This is a genomic window from Sphingomonas floccifaciens (genome assembly GCF_042681125.1).
Classification (GTDB): Bacteria; Pseudomonadota; Alphaproteobacteria; order Sphingomonadales; family Sphingomonadaceae; genus Sphingomonas; species Sphingomonas floccifaciens.
Genome location: NZ_JBHUFC010000001.1, coordinates 213,965 through 233,397, shown reverse-complemented (window position 1 = coordinate 233,397; position 19,433 = coordinate 213,965). Strand labels below are relative to the sequence as shown.

Sequence of the window (19,433 nt, the reverse complement as noted above, 5' to 3'; positions counted from 1 at the left end):
AGACCGTTCAAAGAATGACGAGTATAACGATCGAGGGTTTGGAAAAGCGCTTCGGTGGAACGAACGCGCTTCCCAGTGTGCCGTTCGCTATGGCCCGACAGCCTCTACGCGCCCCCTCGTCACTTCGCCGACGTGGCGAGGATGCGAACCGGCCCGATCAGGCCGGAGGGACGCAGCGGAGCGTCGGGGCGATAGGTCGGCAGCGACGTCCAGGTGACCTTCGTCGCGCCGGGCTGGGCATCGCCGATCAGACGATTGACCCAGAGGTTGGCGACGCGCACCTCGATCGTGTTGCGGCCTGGGCGCAGCGCATCGCCGAGCGCGACGCGCCAGGGGGCATGCCAGGATTGACCGACGACGCGGCCGTTCACCCGCACTTCCGCGACGTCACCGACTTGCCCCAGGTCGAGCGACAGCCGCTCGGCCGCAGCGGTCTTCGGCAGGTCGATGGTGCGACGATAGGTCGCGATGCCCGAGAAATAGCGTACCGCCGGATCGGCCTGCGTTTCCAGTCCCGCGAGACGATCGAGCGTGATCGTCTCCGGCGCCCCGCGTCCGGGCTGGAGCGAGACCGACCAGGCACTGTCGAGCGTGGCGACCACCCGCTCGGACTGCGCCGCCGCGGTCATCGCATCCGCCGCACCGGTCCCGCGGAAGATGACGAGGCGGCTGTCCTCCGCCGCCAGGTCGAGCGGTACGACGACCGTGTCACCGTCGCGGCGATACGATACCGCCTCGACCACGCCGGTGTCGGCATGCCAGATTTCGGGCCGGCGGCCGGGCGCCACGCGGAAGCGGGCTTCGACGCTTGCCGCCTGCGGGCTGCGGCTCGACAGGAAATAGATGTCGGCGGCATCGGTGCGACGATGCTGGAACAGCGGCGTTGCACCGCCCGTCACGGTCAGGTCGGGCGTGATCCCTGCCCCGACCAGCGCGGCATCGATGTCGCCACCGGCGATCGGCGCGAGCTTCGGCTGCAACCGTGCGACCAGAGCGCGATACTCTGGCACATCGTCGCCGAGTGCGGGCGAGCCGGTCGGCGCCGCGCCGATCACCGGGATACCGGCCTCGGCGATCGCCACGACGCGGCGCAGCGTCGGCAGGGTCATCCGCGCGCTGCTGCCGCCCAGATACAGCGCGCGGTAGCGGGCACCGCCCGGCGTCGCCAGCTCCCGCCCGTCGACCTTCAGCTCGGCGAGGATCGCGGCATTGACCATGTCGAAGCCGTGCCGAGTGGGCAGGTCGGCAGGAACCGCGCGGCCGAAGATCGCGGTCAGCGGCGCTTCCTCGCCATAGAACCAGGCGACGTCGGCGACGTGGCGACCCTGCTGAAGCAGGAAGCCGGTGCGCGCGAGATAATCGACCCACGGCCGCGCCATTTCGGCCCAGCTGTCGAAGCGATTGAAATATTGTCCGAACACCGCAAGGCTCAGGCCCGGCGCCTTGCTCTCGACCGGATTGTGGACCGAGGTGTGGATGACCGGCCGGTTGATGCCGAGCGCGAATTCCAGATCGGCGACGCGCTTCAGATCGGCCGGCGCGAACGCCCAGGGCGCGCCGAAGGAGGTGAAACTCTCCGCCGCGACATAGCGCTTGCCCGCGACATGCGCGATCGACGCGGCCCCCAGCGCGTCTCCGATCAGCGTCGGGCGCGGGGCACCGTCCTTGCGGAACGTCCACATCGCCGCCATCGGCACATCGGCATGGGCGCGCATCGCCATGTCGTCGCCCAGCTGCGGCCGCTGGTCCTCCAGCGCCTCGCCATAGACCGTCAGACCCGCATCATGCGCGACCCTGGCGACGGTCCCATAATGTTCGCTCGCGACGAGATCGGCCAGCGTCCGGCGCCAGTCGTAGAGGAAGGCGTCGCTGCGCGCGCGGCTGTCGACCACCACGCCGGTCAGCGCAGGCAGCCAGGGCGTGGGGTCATAGCCGCGCAATGCCTTGAACCGGTCGAGCAGCGCGGGGGTCCAGTTCGCCGGCCCCGCTTCGATACTGTCGGTCAGCAGCGCCCGCACGCCGCGCGCGCCGATCATGCCTTCGCCCGCCGCCGCCTTGTACCGCGCCAGATAGGTGTCGAGGTAGCGGCGCACCGCGGCGCCATCCATCTTATCGACCTCCAGCCCGGTCGAATCCGGTGTGGCCGGGTGGTTGGTCTTGCCGATCAGCGACCAGCCCAGCCGGACGACGCGCCAGCGACTGCCCTTGGGTGCGGTCCAGTCGAGCGTGCCGTCGGGGCGCAGGCGGTCGGTGAGATCGATTACGCTTGCCGGAGCGACCCCGGCGGCCTCCGGCGCCCGGCCGTCGAGCGCATAATAGTCGCCGACCGTGGCAAATCCCGCCTTGGCCTCGAACCGATCGACCCGCGGCCCGGCATCGAGACGGAAGGTCCCGATGGGCACGCTCGTGCTGGGCTTTGGGCTCGGAAAGATATTCTCCAGCTGCGCACCCGGCACCGGCATGTCGAGCGGCGGGCGCTTCGGCCCCGTGTTGGGTCCGAGCACGATGCGGAAGCGCGCCGCCGTGACGGGGGCGAAGGCGACGGTGGTCGGCACGCCCGATAGCGGCAGTTCGGCCAGACGCCGCCAGCCGGTACCCTCCGCGACCTCCAGCACCGGCAGATAGGCCGGGTCGCCGAAGGGCGGCAGTGCGTCGGGCATGTAGAAGGTCGCCGCCTGCACGGTCACCGGGGCGGCATAGTCGTAGACGATCGCCGGCGGGGTCGTGCCGTCGCCCTTCGGGACCGAGGCGACCGACGCCTCGTCGGCATCGACCAGCGCGGCAGCGTCGATCGCTGCACCCGCCGCCGTTGCCCTGGGCTGGCCGAGCGCCTTCGCCGGGATCGGCCAGGCGAGGACGCGCACGTCGCCCGATGCCTGCGGCTTGGCCGGTGGGTGGCCGCCCTCGAACGCCGCGAGCGGATCGCTGAACGGGGCGCTGCCATAGGCGCCGGTCACCGATGGCGGACGGGGCATCGCCCCCGCCAGCCGCTTGCCGCCATCGACGTCGACCTCCGACCAGACGAGCTTCTTCATGCCGTCCGCCGGCGCGACCCACGGTCCGCCCGTCTCGCTCCAGCCTGCGGACGAGGCGATGGCAAGTTCGAGCCCCAGTCGGTCTGCGGTGCGTGCGCTATGGGCAAAGGCGCGCTGCCATTCGGGCGACATGTAGGGCACGCGCTTCTCGACGATCTGCGGTGCCATCAGCGATGCATCGAAATTCTGGACGCCGCCCAGCCCGACGCGCTTCATCCATTCCAGATCGCGGGTGATCCCCTCCTCGCTGATGTTGCCGTTCAGCCAGTGCCACCAGGTCCGCGGCCGCGCGTCGGCGGGCGGATCGCGGAAGCCCTCGGCGAGCGGATCGGCAGTCTGCGCACCGGCTGCCGCGGAAACGGCCAGCGCCAGCAACGCGACCCCGGAGACCAACCTTCGCATCGTCATCCCCTCATTCTTCGCCGAGCGCGATCCGGACGGCGAGCGCAGTGACGATCAGCCCGAGCAGGGCACCGTACAGCGCCTTGGCGATCACTACGCTCGAAAAGGCGAAACTCGCATTGATCGGCAGCAGCATGCGATGGGCGACCCAGGCGAGCAACGCCAGCACCACCGCGGCAAGCAGGGCACGCACCGGCGCCGATCGCGGCAACGCCACGGGAAAGCGCGCCATCGTCGGCGCGCGCCCCTGTTTCAGGCGCTTGCGCGTCAGCAGCGTCGGAACCAGTGTCGCCATCAGCGCCACCATGAACGTCTGTGGCACGGCGTCGAAGATCAGGTCGCCCGCCGGCACCTGCGCCACCCGTCCGAACACGGCCAGCGTGAAGGCGATGCTCAGCACCGCGTTAATCACCGCACTGACCGCGCTTTCGATGGCGATGTATCGGGCCGGCGACATCATCGCGCGCGCGGCGCCAGCCAGCCGTCGGTCGCGAGCCAGAGGCGGAAGGCGTCGATCACCCCGACGCTGGTCGTGCCCGGCTTGCCTGCGCCGAAGCCGTGGTCGCCGCGTTCGTATCCGTGGAACTCGGTGCGCACGCCCGCCTTGCGCCAACTGTCCACCGCCCCCATCGCACCGCGCCCGAACAGCGGATCGTCGAACGCGATCGCCGCGAACATCGGCGGCGCGTCGGCCGGCACCGTCACCGGGTCCATCGGTCCGTAGATGAAGCCGATGAAGGCAGGGCGGGCGGCCCCCTTCCCTTCCAGTGCGGCGTTCAGAACCGTCTGGGCACCGGCGGAAAAGCCGATCATCCCGACTCGCGCCGGATCGACGCCGAAGCGGGCGGCGTCGCGGCGGACCAGAGCCAGCGCGGCCAGCGCATCCTCGGTGGCGCGCGGTTCCTTCAGCTGCGGTCGCGTGCCGCGGGCGATGGTCTCGGCAAACACCCGGCCGACCGCGGCGAGGTGTTCGTTGTCGTCGACGGGCGTCGGGTTGAGGCGATATTTCAGGACGAAGGCGGCAATGCCGCGATCCGCCAGCTTGCGCGCGACATCGAACCCTTCCTGATCGATCGACAGCGACTTGAACGCCCCACCCGGCGCGACGACGACCGCAGCGCCGGTGGCCGTCCCGGGCTTCGGCAGAACCGGGAAGATGGCCGGCGCCGTCACGTTGCGAACGATCCGCTGCTCCATGTGCGAACCATCGGGGAAGTCACCGACCAGCAGGCCCCAGCTCTCGGGCGGGGTCTTCGGGTCGGACGGCGCGGCTACCGGCAGCAGGATCGCGCCTGCCTCCTGCGGCGCCTCTATTCGCTTGATTGCGAATCTGGGCATCGTCTGCGCTCCGAGCGGTGCGGCGGCGAGAGCGATCAGGGCGACGAGCGCAACTCTCACAGGGCGTTCCTCCGCGCGATCGCGCCGAGCAAGGTCGCACTCGGCTTGGGCGTGCGCTTGAAGGTCGTGCGATCGACCGCGAACAGGCCGAACTTGGGCTTGTAGCCGAAGATCCATTCGTAGTTGTCGAGCAGGCTCCAGTGCAGGTACCCGAGCACCGGGACGCCATCGTCCATCGCCGCCTTCAGCCCGGCGAGCGCCTGCGGGATCAGCTGCTGGCGCAGCCGATCGTCGGCGCTGCCGACGCCATGCTCGGTCACCAGCACCGGTACCCGCGCCTCGGCGTGGACGTAGCGCACCGCATTGCCGAGCGAGGGCGGATAGAATTCCTGACCGAGGTCGCTGCGCGGCGCAGCCGCCGGCGGCGCGACAGGGCCGTTCGCGTCGAAGCGGGCGCGGGTGTAGTTCTGCACGCCGATGAAATCGTCCTTGCGCGCGACTTCCAGCCACGGCGCATAGGCCTCCGCCCGCTTGCGATCGCGCTGCGGGGCCGATCCGATCGCCTGGTCGTCCTCGACCGCAATGCTGACGCCGACCGGCAGGTCCGCGCGCACGGTCTTGATCGCCTCGCGCGCGGCGCGGTGTCCGGCTAGCAGGTTGCGGTCCATCGCCGGCAGGTCGGCGAGGTCGGCGACGTTGGCAGACGAGAATTTGGGCACGCCCAGCTGGCGCGCCGCGGCGTCGAGCGTCGCCTTCTGGATCGCCCAGACCTGCGGCGGCAGCCCGCCCCATTTCAGGATGTGGAGCAGTTGCGGCTCGTTCAGGGTCACCGCATGGCCGATCCCGGCCGCCAGATGCTTCGCTGCCCGCGCGCAATATCGCGCGAACAGCCCCGGCGCGGCGTCCGACGTCCAGCCGCCCTGCGCGGCGAACCAGCGGGGCGCGGTGAAGTGGTTGAAGGTGACCACGGGGTGCAGGCCGCGCTGACGCGCACCGTCGATCATCGCCTTGTAATGATCGAGCATCGCCATAGAGAATTCGCCGGGCTCAGGCTCGATCCGCGCCCATTCCAGGCTGAAGCGATAGGCGGTCAGACCCAGCGACTTCACCAGATCCATGTCGGTCGGCCAGAGGGCGAAGCTGTTGCAGGCGTCGCCCGACGGCTCGGCGAACACGGTCGGCTTGACGTGTTCGAGCAGCCAGAGGTCGGACGCGGTGTTGTTGCCCTCGATCTGATGCGCTGCGGTCGAGGCGCCCCAGAGGAAGCCCTTGTGAAAGCTGCCACCGGTCGCGGCCGGCGCCGCGCCGGGCAGCGTCATCGCCGCGCCTGCGGCGAGACCACCGGCGAGAATCGCGCGTCGATCGATCGTCATGTCATCGTCTCCACGAAATCGAGGATGTCGTTCGCCAGCCGCGTGTCGTTGCCGCCCAGGTGGCAGGCGAGGCTGAAGTGATTGTGCCCGGCAACGACCGACAGCCGCGGCAGTCGCCCGCTGGCCGCCTGCACCGCGCCGGCCAGCGCCAGCGTCTCCGTCTGGAAGCGCGCGGGGTCGTGCTCGGCACAGGCGAGCAGCATCGGCACGCCCGTGGCGGCGGCGATCCGCGCCGGATCGAGCGGGCTCGTCTCGCCGAGATAGGGCACGTCGCGATCTTCGGGCGCCATTGCACCGTAGAGGCCCGACAGCAGCACCGCGCCGCGCACGGTGGATGGCAGCAGGCGACATTGCAGGGCGGTCGCGACATGCACCGCGCCGGCCGAGGTTCCCGCGACGACGATGCGCGCCGGATCGCCGCCCGACGCCGCGACGTTCGCGGTCAGCCAGTCGACCGCGGCGGCGACGTCCTCCCCGCCCGATGGCCAGCGCGCGTCGGGCAGCAGGCGATAGTTCATCACCGCACCGACCAGCCAGTTACGCGCCGCCCAACGTCCGACGTGCGCGTTGTAGGGATGTGCGTCGCTCGCCTTCTCGCCGCGAACGAAGCCACCGCCGTGGACCCACAACAGCACCGGCGCGGCCGGAGCAGCGGGGGTATAGAGATCGAGCCGCTGGCGCTCATGCGGGCCATAGGCGGCATCGGCGACCGCAACCGGCTGGGTCGCGGCGAAACCGTCCTGCTCGGCACGGTAGAGCGACTGCACACGCGCCAGCACGTCGGGCCCGAGTACGGTGCCCATCGCGGCGATGGCGTCGCGCTCGGCCGGCGGCTGGATCATGGGCGCGCGCATCCCACGTCGAACGCTGCGCCGTCGCGGGCCAGGTCGACCGGGCCGGCGTAGCGCGTGGCGATGCCGCTGCGCAGCGTCGCTTCCGACTCGCTGAGCGGCCCGGGGATCGCGAAGTGGGTCAGCACCACGCGCTTCACGCCCGCCGTGGCGGCAATCGCGCCGATGTCCGCGGGCAACAGGTGGTGCGTGCGCAGATGCTGCGTCATGCCGGCGGCCGTCTCCGCATCCATGTCCGGACGCTGCCGACGGATGCCCGCGAGCAATCGGTCGAGGTCGATGACTTCGCTGACCAGCATGTCGCTGCCCTTGGCCAGCTTTGTCACCGCCGGGCTCGGGCCGGTGTCGCCGGTGTAGGTGATGACCCGGCCACCGAGCGTGAAGCGATAGGACAGCGACACCGCCGACGCGCCGCCGCCGTCATGGTCGAAGTGGCTGTTGGCCGCCGCCACGACCTCCAGCGCGTCGATGGTGAAGCGCGCACCGTCGCCGACCTCGACCACACGCACCGACCCCGCGGGGGGCGGCGGCGCCTTGCCCAGACCGAAGCCGATCCGCGCGGGCGGCGCCATCGACGCGACAATGCCGTCGACCAGCGCGCGCGTGCCCGGCGGTCCATAGAGGGTCAGGACGCCCGGAAAGCCGTTCATCCAGCGCAATCCGATGACTGCGGCCAGCCCGCCCGTGTGGTCGAGATGATGGTGGCTGAGGATGACCGTCCGCACCGCAGCGAGCGTCAGGCGCTGCTTCGCCAGCTGGTTGACCGTCCCGTCGCCGGTATCGACCAGGATCGCCTCTTTCCCCGCCTGGAGCAGGTTCGACGGCTCCGCACGATCGATCGTCGGCACCGGGCCGCCCGCCGTGCCCAGCGTCGTCCAGCGCAACGGCGGACAGCTCTGGGCGGAGGCGATGGCGGGCAGGCACGCAAGCGCCATCCCCGCCATCCACGCCCCGCGCATCAGAAGCGGCCCGACAGCTGGACGCCCAGCGTCCGGCGTCCATCGCGCGTGTTCCAGTTGACCACGCCGCCCGGCGTCGTGAACGGCAGCACGATAACCGCCGACTGGAACTTGGTGTCGAACAGGTTGCGCGCGAACGCGCCCACCCGCCAGCGCCCATCGGGTGCGCCGATGCCGATGTTCAAACCGACCAGGTCGTACCCCGGCTGGCGGGCATAGAGTTCGCCGGGATCATAGGTCACTTCGCTACGGTAGTAATAGGTTGCCGACCCGTCGAGCTTCAGCGAATCCGACAGCGGAATGTCGAGGTTCGCACCCGCCTGGACACTATGCTTCGGCGCCCCCGACAGCGGCAGCCCGCGCGCCTGGAACTGGTTGCCGGGCAGGTTGCACACGATGGTCGTCGACGCCGACGTGTCCGGGCACGCGGTCACGTAATCGGTGAAATAAGTGTCCGAATAGGTATAGGCCGCGTTGACCGAGAACATCCGGCTGAAACGCCACGACGCCTCCACCTCGAAGCCCGCAGCCTCGAACCCGCCGGCATTCTCGGTCAGGAATTCCAGCCCGTTGAACACCGACGTCTGCAGGTTTTTGTAGATGTCGTAGAAGATGTTGCCGTTCAGCGTGAGGCGGCGATCGAACAGCTGGGTCTTGGCACCGACCGTGATGTCGACGACCGTCTGCGGATTGACCTGCACCCGCGATCCCGTCAGCCCCGAGAAGGTGACCGTCGGCCCCAGATAGCCCCGCGCCACGGTGCCGAAAAACAGGATGTCGTCCTGCGGCTTCGCCTCGAAGCCGATGCGCCCCGACCAGTCGCCGCGCTTCGTGCTGCCGGTCGACAGCGGGCGCGCCGTATAGGGCACGGTGAAGCCGTTCGGCCCAGCGCCCGACGGGAACAGCGGGTCGACCACCGACCGGCTCGACGCATCGACCCAGTCGTAGCTGTAACGGCCGCCGGCGAGGATGCGGAATGTGTCGCTGACGCGGATCGCGCCATCGAAGAAGGCCGCGGCGCTGTCGGACTTGGTCCGCGTCGACGTCTGGCCCGCGGTGATCGACAGCTGCGGCGACGCCGAGAAGGGCAGCGCCGGACGCAGCTGGGCGCTGTTGAAGAACCCGTCGAGCCCGGTGCGCAGCCGCGAGAGATAGACGCCGGCGACATATTCGAACGTTGCGCCCGTCGGCGAGGTCAGGCGCAATTCCTGCGACAGGAAATTGCGATCGTTGCCGCTGTCGCGCGCCGTGAAGACGTCCTGCGGGAATGCGTCGATGGCGAAGGTCGTGGGCCGCAGGTCGAGCCGGCGATAGGCGGTGATCGACGTCAGATTATAGTCGCCCAGCCGGGCGTTCAGTTCGAGCGAGGCGCCATAGTTGCGCTCGTCGATCAGGCCGCCGGTGTTTTCCACCGACACTTCGTTATCGAAGCCGGGACGCACGCCCAGCGCGGTCACGCTGGCGTTGCGCGCGGCGATGACCGGGCTGACCGGATTGGGCAGGCGATTGAACGTCCAGAGCTGGCCCGGCCCGAGCTGCTTGCTGCGCGACCAGTCGCCTATCAGATAGGCGCTGAAATCGCTGCTCGGTTCCCAATAGAGCTTCGCGCGACCGCCATAGGCATCGGTCTTGCCCCAATCCTCGTTCCGCACGACGTTGCGCACGAACCCGTCATAGCCGCGCGCGAAGCCATAGACCGACATGGCCGCGGTCTGGCCCAACGGCACGTTGACGCTGGCGCCGACATTATAATCGTTCAGTTCGCCATAGGAGGCGTTGACCGTGCCGCCAAATTCGCCGAGCCGCGGCTTGGCGGTGGTGATGCTGACGACGCCCGACGAGGCGTTCTTGCCGAACTGGGTGCCCTGCGGACCCTTCAGCACTTCGACACGCTCCAGGTCGCCCAGGCTCTGCACCGGGTTGCCGAAGGGAACGACGACGCCATCGACCACCGTGCCGACATTCTGTTCCGACGACGACGAGAAGCCACCTGCCGACCCGACGCCGCGCAGGCGGAAGCCGGCGTCGTTGGGCGAATTGCCGAACTGCACGCCGGGCAGCTGGTACTGGATGTCGGTCAGGCTCTGGAAGCCGCTTTCGACCAGCTGGTCGCCCGAGATCGCGTTGACCGCCAGCGGCACGTCCTGCAGGCGCGAGGCGCGGCGGGTCGCGGTGACGATGATGTCGCCGGGGGCGCCGGTGTCATCCGCCTCCTGCGCAGCGGCCGCCGGCGTGTCGGTCGGGCTGACCGGCTGCGCGACCTGCGCCCCGGCAGTGCCGGTGAAACCGGCCAGGCTGGCCCCCGCCAGCAGCATCGTCATTACCTTGCGCATCCCGTTCCTCCTAGCTGCGCGCTGCCTTGTGTCAGGCGAGCGTCTCTTCATGTGCGATGAAATTGGTGAGCGTCCCGATCCGACCGATGTCGATCTCGATGCGGTCGCCGGGCTGCATCCACACCGGCGGCTGACGCTTGGCGCCGACGCCGCCGGGCGTGCCGGTGGCGATCACATCGCCGGGCGACAGCGGCGTGAAGGCGGAGACATAGGCGATGATCCGCGCGACAGGGAAGATCATGTCACGCACCGGCTGGTCCTGCATGACGGTGCCGTTGAGGCGCGAGACGACGCGGACGTCCGACAGGTCGCCCGCCTCGTCCGGCGTGACCAGATAGGGGCCGAAGGCGCCGGTGCCGGGAAAGTTCTTGCCTGGTGCGAACTGGGTCGTGTGCCACTGCCAGTCGCGCACGCTCGCGTCGTTGAAACAGGCATAGCCGGCGACGTGATCGAGCGCGTCGACTTCCGAAATCGCGCGTCCGCCGCGGCCGATGACGATCGCCAGCTCGGCTTCGTAATCGAGGTCGCCCGACACGCGCGGGCGGATGATCGGCTGGCCATCGGCGACCAGCGTGTCGGCGAAGCGGGTGAAGATCGACGGATGCTCGACCTTCGCGCGGCCGGTTTCCTGGCGGTGCGTCTCGTAATTATGGCCGACGCACAGGATCTTCGCCGGATCGGGGATCACGGGCAGCAGCACGACGTCGGCCAGCGCATGGACCGGGCCGGTGCCATCGAAGGCCATGCCCGCCGCCAGCGCCGCGCGCAGGCTCGTCGGGCCGCCGTCACGCGCCAGATCGACGACGCGGTCGCCGTCGACGCGGCCGAAGCTGGGGGTGCCGTCGGGGCGGCGGAAGCTCAGCAGTTTCACGAGAAATCCCCTGCGGATTGAAGAAGGCCGATGCGATCGGCAAGGGCTGCGACCAGCGCGACGGGCGCACCGGTGCCGAAGACGTAGTTGTCGGGGCGAACCAGAACGGCGTCGGCGCCGCGTGCGTCCAGCCAGCCGAGGATCGCGCCGCCGTCGTCGAGTGTGGTCGCATCGATCGCGCGCAGCGCGACCGGCGCGTCGGGCGCCGCCGTCCCCCGCGTGAACAGTCGCCAGCCGGCGCCGATCGCGCTGTCGAGCAGCCGGCCGTCCGACAGCCGCGGCTGGACGAAGCGTTCGCCCGCACCGGCGCTGCCGTCCAGAATCACGCCGCTCGCGATCGCCGGGATCAGGTCGGCCGCCGTTTCGTTCGTCCCCGATGCCGCCCGTGCGCGCATCTCGGCATCGCGCGCCGCCGCGGCGGCGGGGTCGAGCATGCAGATATACTGACCGGCACGGACCGCCGCGCCGATGACCGCGCGGACATGCGGGTCGCGTTCGGGCTGATAGCTGTCGAGCAGCCGCTCGCTCGCTTCGCCACGCACGATCAGCCCCAGCTTCCAGGCGAGGTTCGCGACGTCGCGCATGCCATGGCACATGCCCTGGCCGAAGAAGGGCGGCGTCTGATGCGCGGCATCGCCGGCCAGCAGCACGCGGCCGACCCGCCACTGATCCGCGACCAGCCCGTGGAAGCGATAGGTCGTCGCGCGGACGATGCGGTGCGGGACGCCTTCCAGATAGGGCGCGACGAGGCTCGCGACCGCCGCCGGCTGCATCATCGCCACATCGCCCTCACCCGGCAGCAGCATGAATTCCCAGCGGCGATGGTTACCGCGTCCCGGTACGATCGTCGCGGGGCGTGCAGGGTCGCACATCATCACCGACAGTCGCTGAAGATCGGCCTGCGCCGGCACGCCGGTCAGCGGCGGAAAGCGGACGGGGGCGTCGACTTCGGCATCGACCACCAGCCACGGCTCGTCAAAGTGCAGATCGTCGAGCGCGATGCCGAGCGCCCGCCGCACGAAGCTGCGCGCGCCATCACAGCCGATCACCCAGCCGGCGCGCACAATGCGCTCGCCATCGCTATCGCGCAGGGTCAGCGTGACGCCATCGTCGTTCTGGATCAGCGCGGTGCATTCGGTCGATGTCGCCAGCGTCGCGCGGTCGAACCGATCGAGGCCCGCGCGAAGGACCGCCTCAAGTTCGGGCTGCCAGAAGAAATAGTCGTTGGCCCAGCCATAGGGCTTCGGCCGGCCGGCGGTGCCCATATAGCGGATGACGCCGTGATCCGCGCCGATGTGGAGATGCCCCTCGGTCTCACGCATCAGCGGTGCGAGTTGGGCGTCGAGGCCGACGGCCTGAAACAGCCGCATCATCTCATGGTCGAGGTGAACCGCACGCGGCTGGGGGTGCGGGGCGGGCTCACGGTCGATCGCGAGGACCGATAGGCCTTCGAGCGCCAGCAGGTTCGCAGCCAGCGCGCCGACCGGACCGCACCCGACGATCGCCACGTCGACCGTGGCGGCATCGGTGCCTGTCGTCGCTATGCGCGTAACCATGCGCTGCCAATCCTCCCCACGCCGCTTGTGCTGCGGCTGTGCGGGATAAGCGCAGGCGTCACCGATAATGTAAAATATGCGATTATGCGACTTGCATAGTTATTGGCTATGCTTCGCGCGCACTGCATGCAGCCCCTCGAAGAATTCCGCCGCCAGATCGGACAAAGGCCGCCCCTTCAACGTCCGCATGCCGATGCGGCGGTGGAAGCTTGCGCCGCGCAGCCGGACGGCGCGCAGCACGCCGATCGACAGTTCGGCCGCGACGACGCCGTGGGGCAGAATGGTGACATGCGCGGTGCGGCGGACGATCGCCTTGGTCGTCAGCAGCGAATCGGAGCGGATGACGTCGCGCGGCAACGGCGTCTCGCCGCCCAGGAACAGCGCCTCGATCTGGCGCCGGAATCCGCCCTGCGCATGCGGCATGACCCAGCCGAACCGCCCCGCCTCCGCCAGCGTCACTTCGGCGCCGAGCGCATCATGCGCCCGCCCGACGATCAGCGCGAAGGGATCCTGCAGCACGCTCGTCTCCTCGACGTCGGCCGGTGCCGTCTCGATGCCGGTGGTGCCCAGCGCGATCTCAATGTCCCCTTTGCGCAGCAGGTCGAGCGCTTCGTGATCCGCGCGTTCCAAGATGTTAAGTTCGAACCGCCCGGCGCGCTCGACCCGCTCGACCACCTGCGGCACCAGGCTGACCAGCGCGCCCGGTGTGCCGGCGATCGTCAACGGCCCGCGCACGCCCTCGCTCGCCCGAGCGACCTCCGCCTCGGCCTCGCGGACCAAAGTCTCCATCATCTCGGCCCGGCGACGCAGCTTGGCGCCCGCCGGGGTCAGCACGATGCCCGCGCGCGTCCGCTCGAACAGCGTGCACGCGAGATTGCCCTCCAGCTGCGCGATCGCCACCGATACCGACGGCTGCGAGATGTTGAGCGCCCGCGCCGCCCCGCTGATCGAGCCTTCGCGGCAGACGGCGGCATAGGTGCGAAGCAGGCGCGGATCGAGCATGTCCATAGCCCTATCCGATGGATCGCCCAAAAGCTATTATTGGACTTGGATAGGGTCGAGCGGCTTTATGGCAGCGATGCCCGATCACGGGCCGGGAGAGGATCATGGCCGACATCACCGGTGTCCCCGACCCGGCATTCCCCATCACGGGTCTGCGCAGCGTCGATCTGGAGCTCGCCGATCTCGACGGCGCGGTCCATTTCTATACGCGCGTGTGGGGCCTGACGCTGGCCGATCGGCGGGGCGACAGCGCCTGGTTGCGCGCGACCGGGTCCGACTGCCACGTGCTGGCGCTGCATCGCGCACCCGCGTCGCGCATGCGGTCGATGACCTTTCGCGCGGCCGGAACGACCGATCTCGACGAACTGCTAGACCGCGCGCTCACGGCCAGCGCGACGCTCGATGCGAGCGTGGCCGACTGGAGCGAACACGGCGGCGGCACCGGCTTTTCGGTGCGCGACCGCGCGGGCCGCACCATCCGGGTCGTTCAGGGCGACGCCCCCGCCCCGCCCCTGCCCTTCGATCCCGACCGCGCCGAGCGGCTCGCCCACGTCAATTTCAACAGCGACGACACCATGCGTGACGTCGCCTGGTTCGTCGATGCGTTGGGCTTCGTCATGACCGACCGGTCGAAGATGATGGGCTTCGTGCGCACCAACAGCGACCATCACTCGATCGTGATCGCCGATGCGCCCGTCAACACGTTGAACCATGTCGCCTTCAACCTGCCCGGCTGGGAAGGCGTGATGAAGGCGTCGGGGCGGATGATCGACGCCGGCCATACGATCGGCTGGGGCCCGGGTCGCCACGGCCCTGGCGATAACGTCTTCACCTACTTCGTCGACCCGCACGGTTTCGTGATCGAACATACCGCCGAAGTGCTGCAGGTCGACGACGAATACCGCGTCGGCGGGCCGGACGACTGGACCTGGCCGCCGGGTCGCACCGATCAATGGGGCCTGTGCCCGCCCAAGACTGCCGACTGCAAGGCGGCGCAACTCGCAGTACCCTTTGCCTGAGAGGATGACGACCATGACCGATCTGCCGGGCACCGCCCGACCCTATGTCCTGAAGGCGGGCGAAGGCCGCTGCACATTGGTCGCGGGGCAGATGATCCATACGCTGGCGGGCGTGAAGGAGACCGCGGGCGGCTTCGGCGCGGTGGTCTGCCAAGCCCCGCTCGACAAGGGACCGATCCCCCTCCACTATCACGAGCGCGAGCACGATACGTGGTTCTGCACACGCGGTCGGCTGCAGGTCTGGTGCGACGGCCAAAGTCGCATCCTCCAGCCCGGCGATTTCGCCTATGTCCGCCCCGGCGACGTCCACAGCTATCGCAGCGTCGCGCCGCGCACCCAGTTCTTCGGCATCGTCGCGCCGGGCGGTTGGGAGGAGTTCTTCGTCGACGCCGGCGAAGTGTGGGGGATGACCGCGCTGCCGCCCGCCGATCACCCTTACGACTTTTCGCGCATGGGTCCGGCGATGGGCAAGTTCGGGATCATGCGGGTCGAGGGCGAATATGTCGCCGCGACCGACATGAACGACGGCGACCGCGCGCTGCCGGGTGCGCATGCATCCTATTTCCTCGACGCGGGCTATGGCCGGCGCACGGTCCTGGCCGGGCATCTCTCGACCGCGGTGCTGACGGCGGCCGAAAGCGATGCGATGGTCGACATGCGCGTGATCGAGGGCGGGCGCGGCGCGACGATGCCGACGCTGCGCCATGGCGACACGCATGTCTTCGCCTATCTCCTCGACGGTGCGGTCGAATGGACGATCGACGGCGAGGCGCATCTGCTGAGCGGTGGCGATGCGGTGAACATTCCCGCAGGCGCGAGCTATGCCACGCGGATCGCCAGCGGCGTGGCGCGCTGGCTGCTCTGCTCGGCCAACGGGAACGGTGCAACGCTGTGGGACGCGGGCACGCCGACCGAGCGCTTCTCGCACCCGGCAGAACCGACGACTGTGCCGCTGGCGGAGATACCGGCGGGAATCGACGCAGAGCGGGTCTGAGCGGTGCGGGCTGCGGCGTCAGGTGGACGTCGCAGCCCGGCCGGCACGCAGATCACCCGATGACGCGGGTCCTGTCCCCGTCCACCTCCAGCGAGACCACCGGTGCCGGCGTCCCGGCAAAGGCACTGCGCGCCTGCGCGACGTCGACCGGCGGGCTCGCCAACCCGACCAGATCGGCGAAGCTCCACACGCTCAGGTCGTCGTTCACCAGCCAGCTATAGGCTTGGAATGGCGCTTCGGCCGGATTGGCGAGCACCAGCCCGGTGCCGTTGAGCGGACGCCACGGTCCGTACAGGCTGTCGGCGATCACGCCATACAGCCCGGTCGGTCCGCGCGGCCCGCCATCGGCGAAGACCTTCGCCTGAGTCGACCAGAACAGCAGCAGCCGCCCGTCGTGCCGGACGATATGCGGGCGTTCGAGTTCGTTGTTCACGCCATCCGCATCGACCAGCGGCGGCAACAGTACCCAGCCTTCGGCCTCGCGGCGCGCGATGCCGATCTGGCCGTTCCACGCACTGTCGGAGCCTGCACGCGAGGCGGTGAACAGGACGTGTTCAAGGCCGGTATCGGGGTCGATGTACGGAAAGGGATCGCGGAACGCCTTGATCGCGCCGACCGCGCCGCCCCCGGTCATGTCCGACTGGTAGAGGATGTCGTCGGGGGTCACGATCTCTTCGAGCGGCGTCCAGTCCGCCACCCGCGCCGCGCCGCCGATGAAGGTCAGCCTGCCGCGCGTCAGCAACAGGCGCTGGAGGAAGCTTGGCTTCGCCTCCCCCCGCACCCCGGCCGAAGTGTAATAGAGCGACAGCGTGCGCCTGTCGTGCTCCAGCACCGCCGTTCCCGCCCATTCGCGGCTGCCGGGATCGAAGCCGTCAGGCAGCAGATGACCGAAGTCGCGCCAGCCGTCCGGCCCCACCTGCATCAGCCGCAGTCGCGCGATCGCGTGACGGTCGTCGGGATCGGGCAGCACCGGCGCGGTCAGCGCGACGACCAACGGACCGCCGGGAAATTCGACCGTCCGCCCGTTGCGGTCGATGACCGGCCAGTGATCCCAGATGTCGATCCCGGGCAGGACCGGAGTCGGCAACCGCTCGATCAGCGGAGCCGCGGCCCCTGCGCCGTCGCCGATGGCGGCGACATGCGCAGGGGTCCAGCGGAAGGCGTCGATCGTGCTGGACACCGCCAGGGCCTCAGAAGCCGACACGCAGCGCCGCCGAGATCGTGCGACCGGTGATCGAACGGGCGCGGACGATGCCGTTGGTCGGGATCGCGCCTTCCTCGACTTCGGTGATGCCCTTGGCATTGAACAGGTTGTTGCCGTTGACGGTCACCGTGATGTCGTCGAACGGGCGGAACGACACGAAGGCATTCACCTGGTTGTAGGCCGGCATCTTCAGCTGGTTGTTGTCCTGCGCATAGCTGGCGGTGGTGCCGATCAGGTTGGCGCCGAACGTCACCGTGTCGAGATCGACCTGCGGCGTCACCTGATAGATGAACTCCGCCTGGCGCCGTGGGCGGTTACCGACGACTGCGGGGTTGAGCACGTCGCGGGTGATCTTCGCATCGGTATAGGTACCGCCGGCCGACAGGCTGAAGGCCCCGCGCGCGATGCGGCCTTCCAGCTCGACGCCCTTCGCCTCGTAATTGCGGTCGAAGAAGCGCTGGGTCGTCGCCTCGAAATTCTGTTCCTCGGTACGTGCCCAGAAGCCGGTCGCATAGAAGGACAGGCCGTTCTGGCGGAACTTGAACCCGCCCTCCAGCTGGCGGACGAAGTCGACCGCGGCACTGGCGTCGGTCAGCGCGCCGGTGGTCGGATTGATCGACGGACCGAAGGTCAGACGATCGGCGTTCGCGCGGCCACCACGGCTGTAGCGGGCGAACAGCGCGCTGGCGTCGCTCAGCTTGAAGTTCACGCCGGCCGAATAGGACAGATAGTTATAGTCATAGTTCACCGGCGAGCGGCGCGACGGGATGACCGCAACCTGCCGCTCGGGCGAGCTGATCGTGCCGTCGCCGTTGATGTCGAGCGCGGTGATGCCCGACCCGAACGCCGACCCGAGGTCCGACCCCGCCACGCTGCCACGCGCCTTGCCCATGTCGTAGCGCAGCGAGCCGTCGAGGTTCACCCGGCCGATTTCGAGGCCGACCTGCGCGAACGGCGCGAGCGTGGTATAGTCTAGATCGTAGCTGCGACGGCAGCAATTGCCGAAGAAGCTCGCCGAATAGCCGGGGACGCCGTTCTGCGTCACGGGCACGCCGGCAGCGGTGCGCACATCGACCAGTGCCGACCGCCCGCCGCCTTCGACCGTCTGGACGAACGAGGTCCACAGCCAGTCGGTCTGAATATCCTGACGCGAGGCGTAAAGGCCGCCGGTGATCGACATCGTGCCGCTGCCGACCGGGACCGAGCCGTTCAGGCGGATGTCGTTGGTGATGTTGTTCAGGCTCTTCAGATCGACGTCGAACAGCACGACATTGGCGAGCAGACCATTACCGCCGAGCGTCGACGGCGTCGTGATGCGCTGGCCGCCGTTCGGGCCGCTGGCGTAGAACAGCTGCGCGCCGGTGCCGCCCAGCGCGTTGGCGACGTTCTGCGCACTATCGGCGCCCGCCGGGAACGGCGAGGTGAAGCCGCCCGAGATATCGGCGTAGCGGAACCGCTCGACGATGTTCCATCCCTCGGCGACCGGGATCTGGGTTTCCAGGCCGATCGCGGCGACCACCGGATGCTGACCGTCGCCGATCGAACGACGCACGGGACGATTGGCACCGTCGAGCGTCAGCGCGGTCTGGATGTAGCGGCTGTGCAGCGTGTCGTTGTTGATCGAGAAATTGGTGAGGTTGCGATAGTCGGGATCGGCGTTGCTGCCGGTCACCAGCACCGGGTTCGGCAGATAGCCGATCGCGCGGTCGTTCAGGTATTTACCGTACAGGCGGACATAACCGCCGCTCGCGAACGTCTTGGTGATGTTGGCCTTGATCTGCCCGCCACGCACCGCGTCGTAGCCGACGTCGCGCTGGCCGTCACCGATCCGCGAGAAGCCGCCGATGTGATAGGTCACGCTGTTCGACAGGCGCCCGCCGTAGTCGAAGTCAGTCCGGAAATCGCGATAGTCGATGCCGCTCGTCACCTGGAAGGCGCCGCCGGCCTTTTCGCCCGTCTTGCTGATGAAGTTGATGACACCACCGGGCGAGTTCGACGCGAAGGTCGAGGCCGAGCCGCCGCGCACCGATTCGACCGTGCGGACATTGAAGTCGGCGCGCAGGAAGATGTCGGCGTTGCCGAAGGTGATGTCGCCGAATTCGAGAACCGGCAGCCCGTCTTCCTGCAGCTGAAGGAACTTCGACCCGCCCGATGCGACCGGCAGGCCGCGGACCGAGATGTTGGCGTTACCGTCGCCGCCCGAAGCCTCGACGCGGATGCCCGGCAGGTTGCGCAGCAGTTCACCCGAGGTGCGCGGCGAGAGCTGGACGAGCGAATCGGCGCTGATCGAGCTGACCGTCACCGAGCTGTCGAGCCGGTTGGTGCCCTGCGCGACCGCGGTCACGACGATCTCTTCGCCCGGGTTGGCATCCTGCTGGGCGGCGGGATCGGTGGCTTGCGCAGCCGGAGTCGCGGTCGTGCTCTGCGCCATCGCGGGCACCGGGGCCGCGAGGATGGTCGTCGCCAGCAGGAAGTGAGTCGCCTTCATCATGTCCT

At 69.0% G+C, this 19,433-nt stretch carries 14 protein-coding genes; 2 read left to right on the top strand and 12 right to left on the bottom strand.

Annotated elements, in window-relative coordinates:
* Positions 1–119: 119 nt before the first annotated feature.
* The 10 genes from ACFSC3_RS01100 to ACFSC3_RS01055 all read right to left on the bottom strand — a co-directional run bounded on the left by ACFSC3_RS01100 (position 120) and on the right by ACFSC3_RS01055 (position 13,726).
* Positions 120–3,437: a glycosyl hydrolase gene (locus ACFSC3_RS01100; RefSeq protein WP_380937874.1), complete on the bottom strand. Its 3,318-nt coding sequence runs from the start codon at positions 3,435–3,437 to the stop codon at positions 120–122.
* A 10-nt stretch (positions 3,438–3,447) separates the two neighbouring features.
* Positions 3,448–3,897, bottom strand: a complete 450-nt coding sequence (locus ACFSC3_RS01095; protein WP_380937872.1) for a hypothetical protein — start codon at positions 3,895–3,897, stop codon at positions 3,448–3,450.
* Complete coding sequence (locus ACFSC3_RS01090; protein ID WP_380937870.1) at positions 3,894–4,775, bottom strand: alpha/beta hydrolase; 882 nt, start codon at positions 4,773–4,775, stop codon at positions 3,894–3,896. The genes ACFSC3_RS01095 and ACFSC3_RS01090 overlap by 4 nt, the downstream gene beginning before the upstream one ends.
* Before the next feature lie 56 nt (positions 4,776–4,831).
* Positions 4,832–6,148, bottom strand: coding sequence for a family 1 glycosylhydrolase (locus ACFSC3_RS01085; RefSeq protein ID WP_380937868.1), 1,317 nt, complete (start codon positions 6,146–6,148; stop codon positions 4,832–4,834).
* Positions 6,145–6,990: an alpha/beta hydrolase gene (locus ACFSC3_RS01080; protein ID WP_380937866.1), complete on the bottom strand. Its 846-nt coding sequence runs from the start codon at positions 6,988–6,990 to the stop codon at positions 6,145–6,147. Before ACFSC3_RS01080 ends, ACFSC3_RS01085 begins: the two co-directional genes overlap by 4 nt.
* Entirely contained in the window at positions 6,987–7,958 is a 972-nt protein-coding gene (locus ACFSC3_RS01075; protein ID WP_380937864.1) for an MBL fold metallo-hydrolase, read from the bottom strand. The genes ACFSC3_RS01080 and ACFSC3_RS01075 overlap by 4 nt, the downstream gene beginning before the upstream one ends.
* Positions 7,958–10,291: a TonB-dependent receptor gene (locus ACFSC3_RS01070; protein WP_380937862.1), complete on the bottom strand. Its 2,334-nt coding sequence runs from the start codon at positions 10,289–10,291 to the stop codon at positions 7,958–7,960. The genes ACFSC3_RS01075 and ACFSC3_RS01070 overlap by 1 nt, the downstream gene beginning before the upstream one ends.
* 31 nt (positions 10,292–10,322) lie before the next feature.
* Positions 10,323–11,162: a fumarylacetoacetate hydrolase family protein gene (locus tag ACFSC3_RS01065; RefSeq protein WP_380937860.1), complete on the bottom strand. Its 840-nt coding sequence runs from the start codon at positions 11,160–11,162 to the stop codon at positions 10,323–10,325.
* A complete protein-coding gene (locus ACFSC3_RS01060) occupies positions 11,159–12,718 on the bottom strand; it encodes a bifunctional 3-(3-hydroxy-phenyl)propionate/3-hydroxycinnamic acid hydroxylase (RefSeq protein WP_380937858.1) in 1,560 nt (519 codons plus the stop codon). Before ACFSC3_RS01060 ends, ACFSC3_RS01065 begins: the two co-directional genes overlap by 4 nt.
* 99 nt (positions 12,719–12,817) lie before the next feature.
* Positions 12,818–13,726 (bottom strand): LysR family transcriptional regulator, encoded by a 909-nt coding sequence (locus ACFSC3_RS01055; RefSeq protein ID WP_380937856.1) that lies wholly within the window; start codon positions 13,724–13,726, stop codon positions 12,818–12,820.
* A gap of 98 nt (positions 13,727–13,824) precedes the next feature.
* Here ACFSC3_RS01055 and ACFSC3_RS01050 point away from each other — a divergent pair, with 98 nt between their 5' ends.
* Both ACFSC3_RS01050 and ACFSC3_RS01045 read left to right on the top strand, forming a co-directional pair.
* Entirely contained in the window at positions 13,825–14,739 is a 915-nt protein-coding gene (locus ACFSC3_RS01050; RefSeq protein ID WP_380937854.1) for a VOC family protein, read from the top strand.
* A 13-nt stretch (positions 14,740–14,752) separates the two neighbouring features.
* The gene (locus tag ACFSC3_RS01045) at positions 14,753–15,733 is read left to right on the top strand and encodes a cupin domain-containing protein (RefSeq protein WP_380937852.1); all 981 of its coding nucleotides are present in this window, start codon (positions 14,753–14,755) and stop codon (positions 15,731–15,733) included.
* A 52-nt stretch (positions 15,734–15,785) separates the two neighbouring features.
* On the opposite strand, the gene ACFSC3_RS01040 is transcribed toward ACFSC3_RS01045, so the two are convergent.
* Both ACFSC3_RS01040 and ACFSC3_RS01035 read right to left on the bottom strand, forming a co-directional pair.
* A complete protein-coding gene (locus ACFSC3_RS01040) occupies positions 15,786–16,937 on the bottom strand; it encodes a glycoside hydrolase family 68 protein (RefSeq protein ID WP_380937850.1) in 1,152 nt (383 codons plus the stop codon).
* Positions 16,924–19,425, bottom strand: a complete 2,502-nt coding sequence (locus ACFSC3_RS01035; RefSeq protein ID WP_380938532.1) for a TonB-dependent receptor domain-containing protein — start codon at positions 19,423–19,425, stop codon at positions 16,924–16,926. The genes ACFSC3_RS01040 and ACFSC3_RS01035 overlap by 14 nt, the downstream gene beginning before the upstream one ends.
* Positions 19,426–19,433 lie beyond the last annotated feature (8 nt).

Excerpts from the sequence above, each read along its gene's own strand:
- ACFSC3_RS01045 (WP_380937852.1), top strand. The coding sequence starts at position 14,753 with ATGACCGATCTGCCGGGCACCGCCCGACCCTATGTCCTGAAGGCGGGC.
- ACFSC3_RS01035 (WP_380938532.1), bottom strand. The coding sequence starts at position 19,425 with ATGAAGGCGACTCACTTCCTGCTGGCGACGACCATCCTCGCGGCCCCG.
- ACFSC3_RS01100 (WP_380937874.1), bottom strand. The coding sequence starts at position 3,437 with ATGCGAAGGTTGGTCTCCGGGGTCGCGTTGCTGGCGCTGGCCGTTTCC.
- ACFSC3_RS01075 (WP_380937864.1), bottom strand. The coding sequence starts at position 7,958 with ATGCGCGGGGCGTGGATGGCGGGGATGGCGCTTGCGTGCCTGCCCGCC.
- ACFSC3_RS01090 (WP_380937870.1), bottom strand. The coding sequence starts at position 4,775 with ATGCCCAGATTCGCAATCAAGCGAATAGAGGCGCCGCAGGAGGCAGGC.
- ACFSC3_RS01070 (WP_380937862.1), bottom strand. The coding sequence starts at position 10,291 with ATGCGCAAGGTAATGACGATGCTGCTGGCGGGGGCCAGCCTGGCCGGT.
- ACFSC3_RS01085 (WP_380937868.1), bottom strand. The coding sequence starts at position 6,148 with ATGACGATCGATCGACGCGCGATTCTCGCCGGTGGTCTCGCCGCAGGC.
- ACFSC3_RS01060 (WP_380937858.1), bottom strand. The coding sequence starts at position 12,718 with ATGGTTACGCGCATAGCGACGACAGGCACCGATGCCGCCACGGTCGAC.
- ACFSC3_RS01095 (WP_380937872.1), bottom strand. The coding sequence starts at position 3,897 with ATGATGTCGCCGGCCCGATACATCGCCATCGAAAGCGCGGTCAGTGCG.
- ACFSC3_RS01055 (WP_380937856.1), bottom strand. The coding sequence starts at position 13,726 with ATGGACATGCTCGATCCGCGCCTGCTTCGCACCTATGCCGCCGTCTGC.
- ACFSC3_RS01050 (WP_380937854.1), top strand. The coding sequence starts at position 13,825 with ATGGCCGACATCACCGGTGTCCCCGACCCGGCATTCCCCATCACGGGT.
- ACFSC3_RS01080 (WP_380937866.1), bottom strand. The coding sequence starts at position 6,990 with ATGATCCAGCCGCCGGCCGAGCGCGACGCCATCGCCGCGATGGGCACC.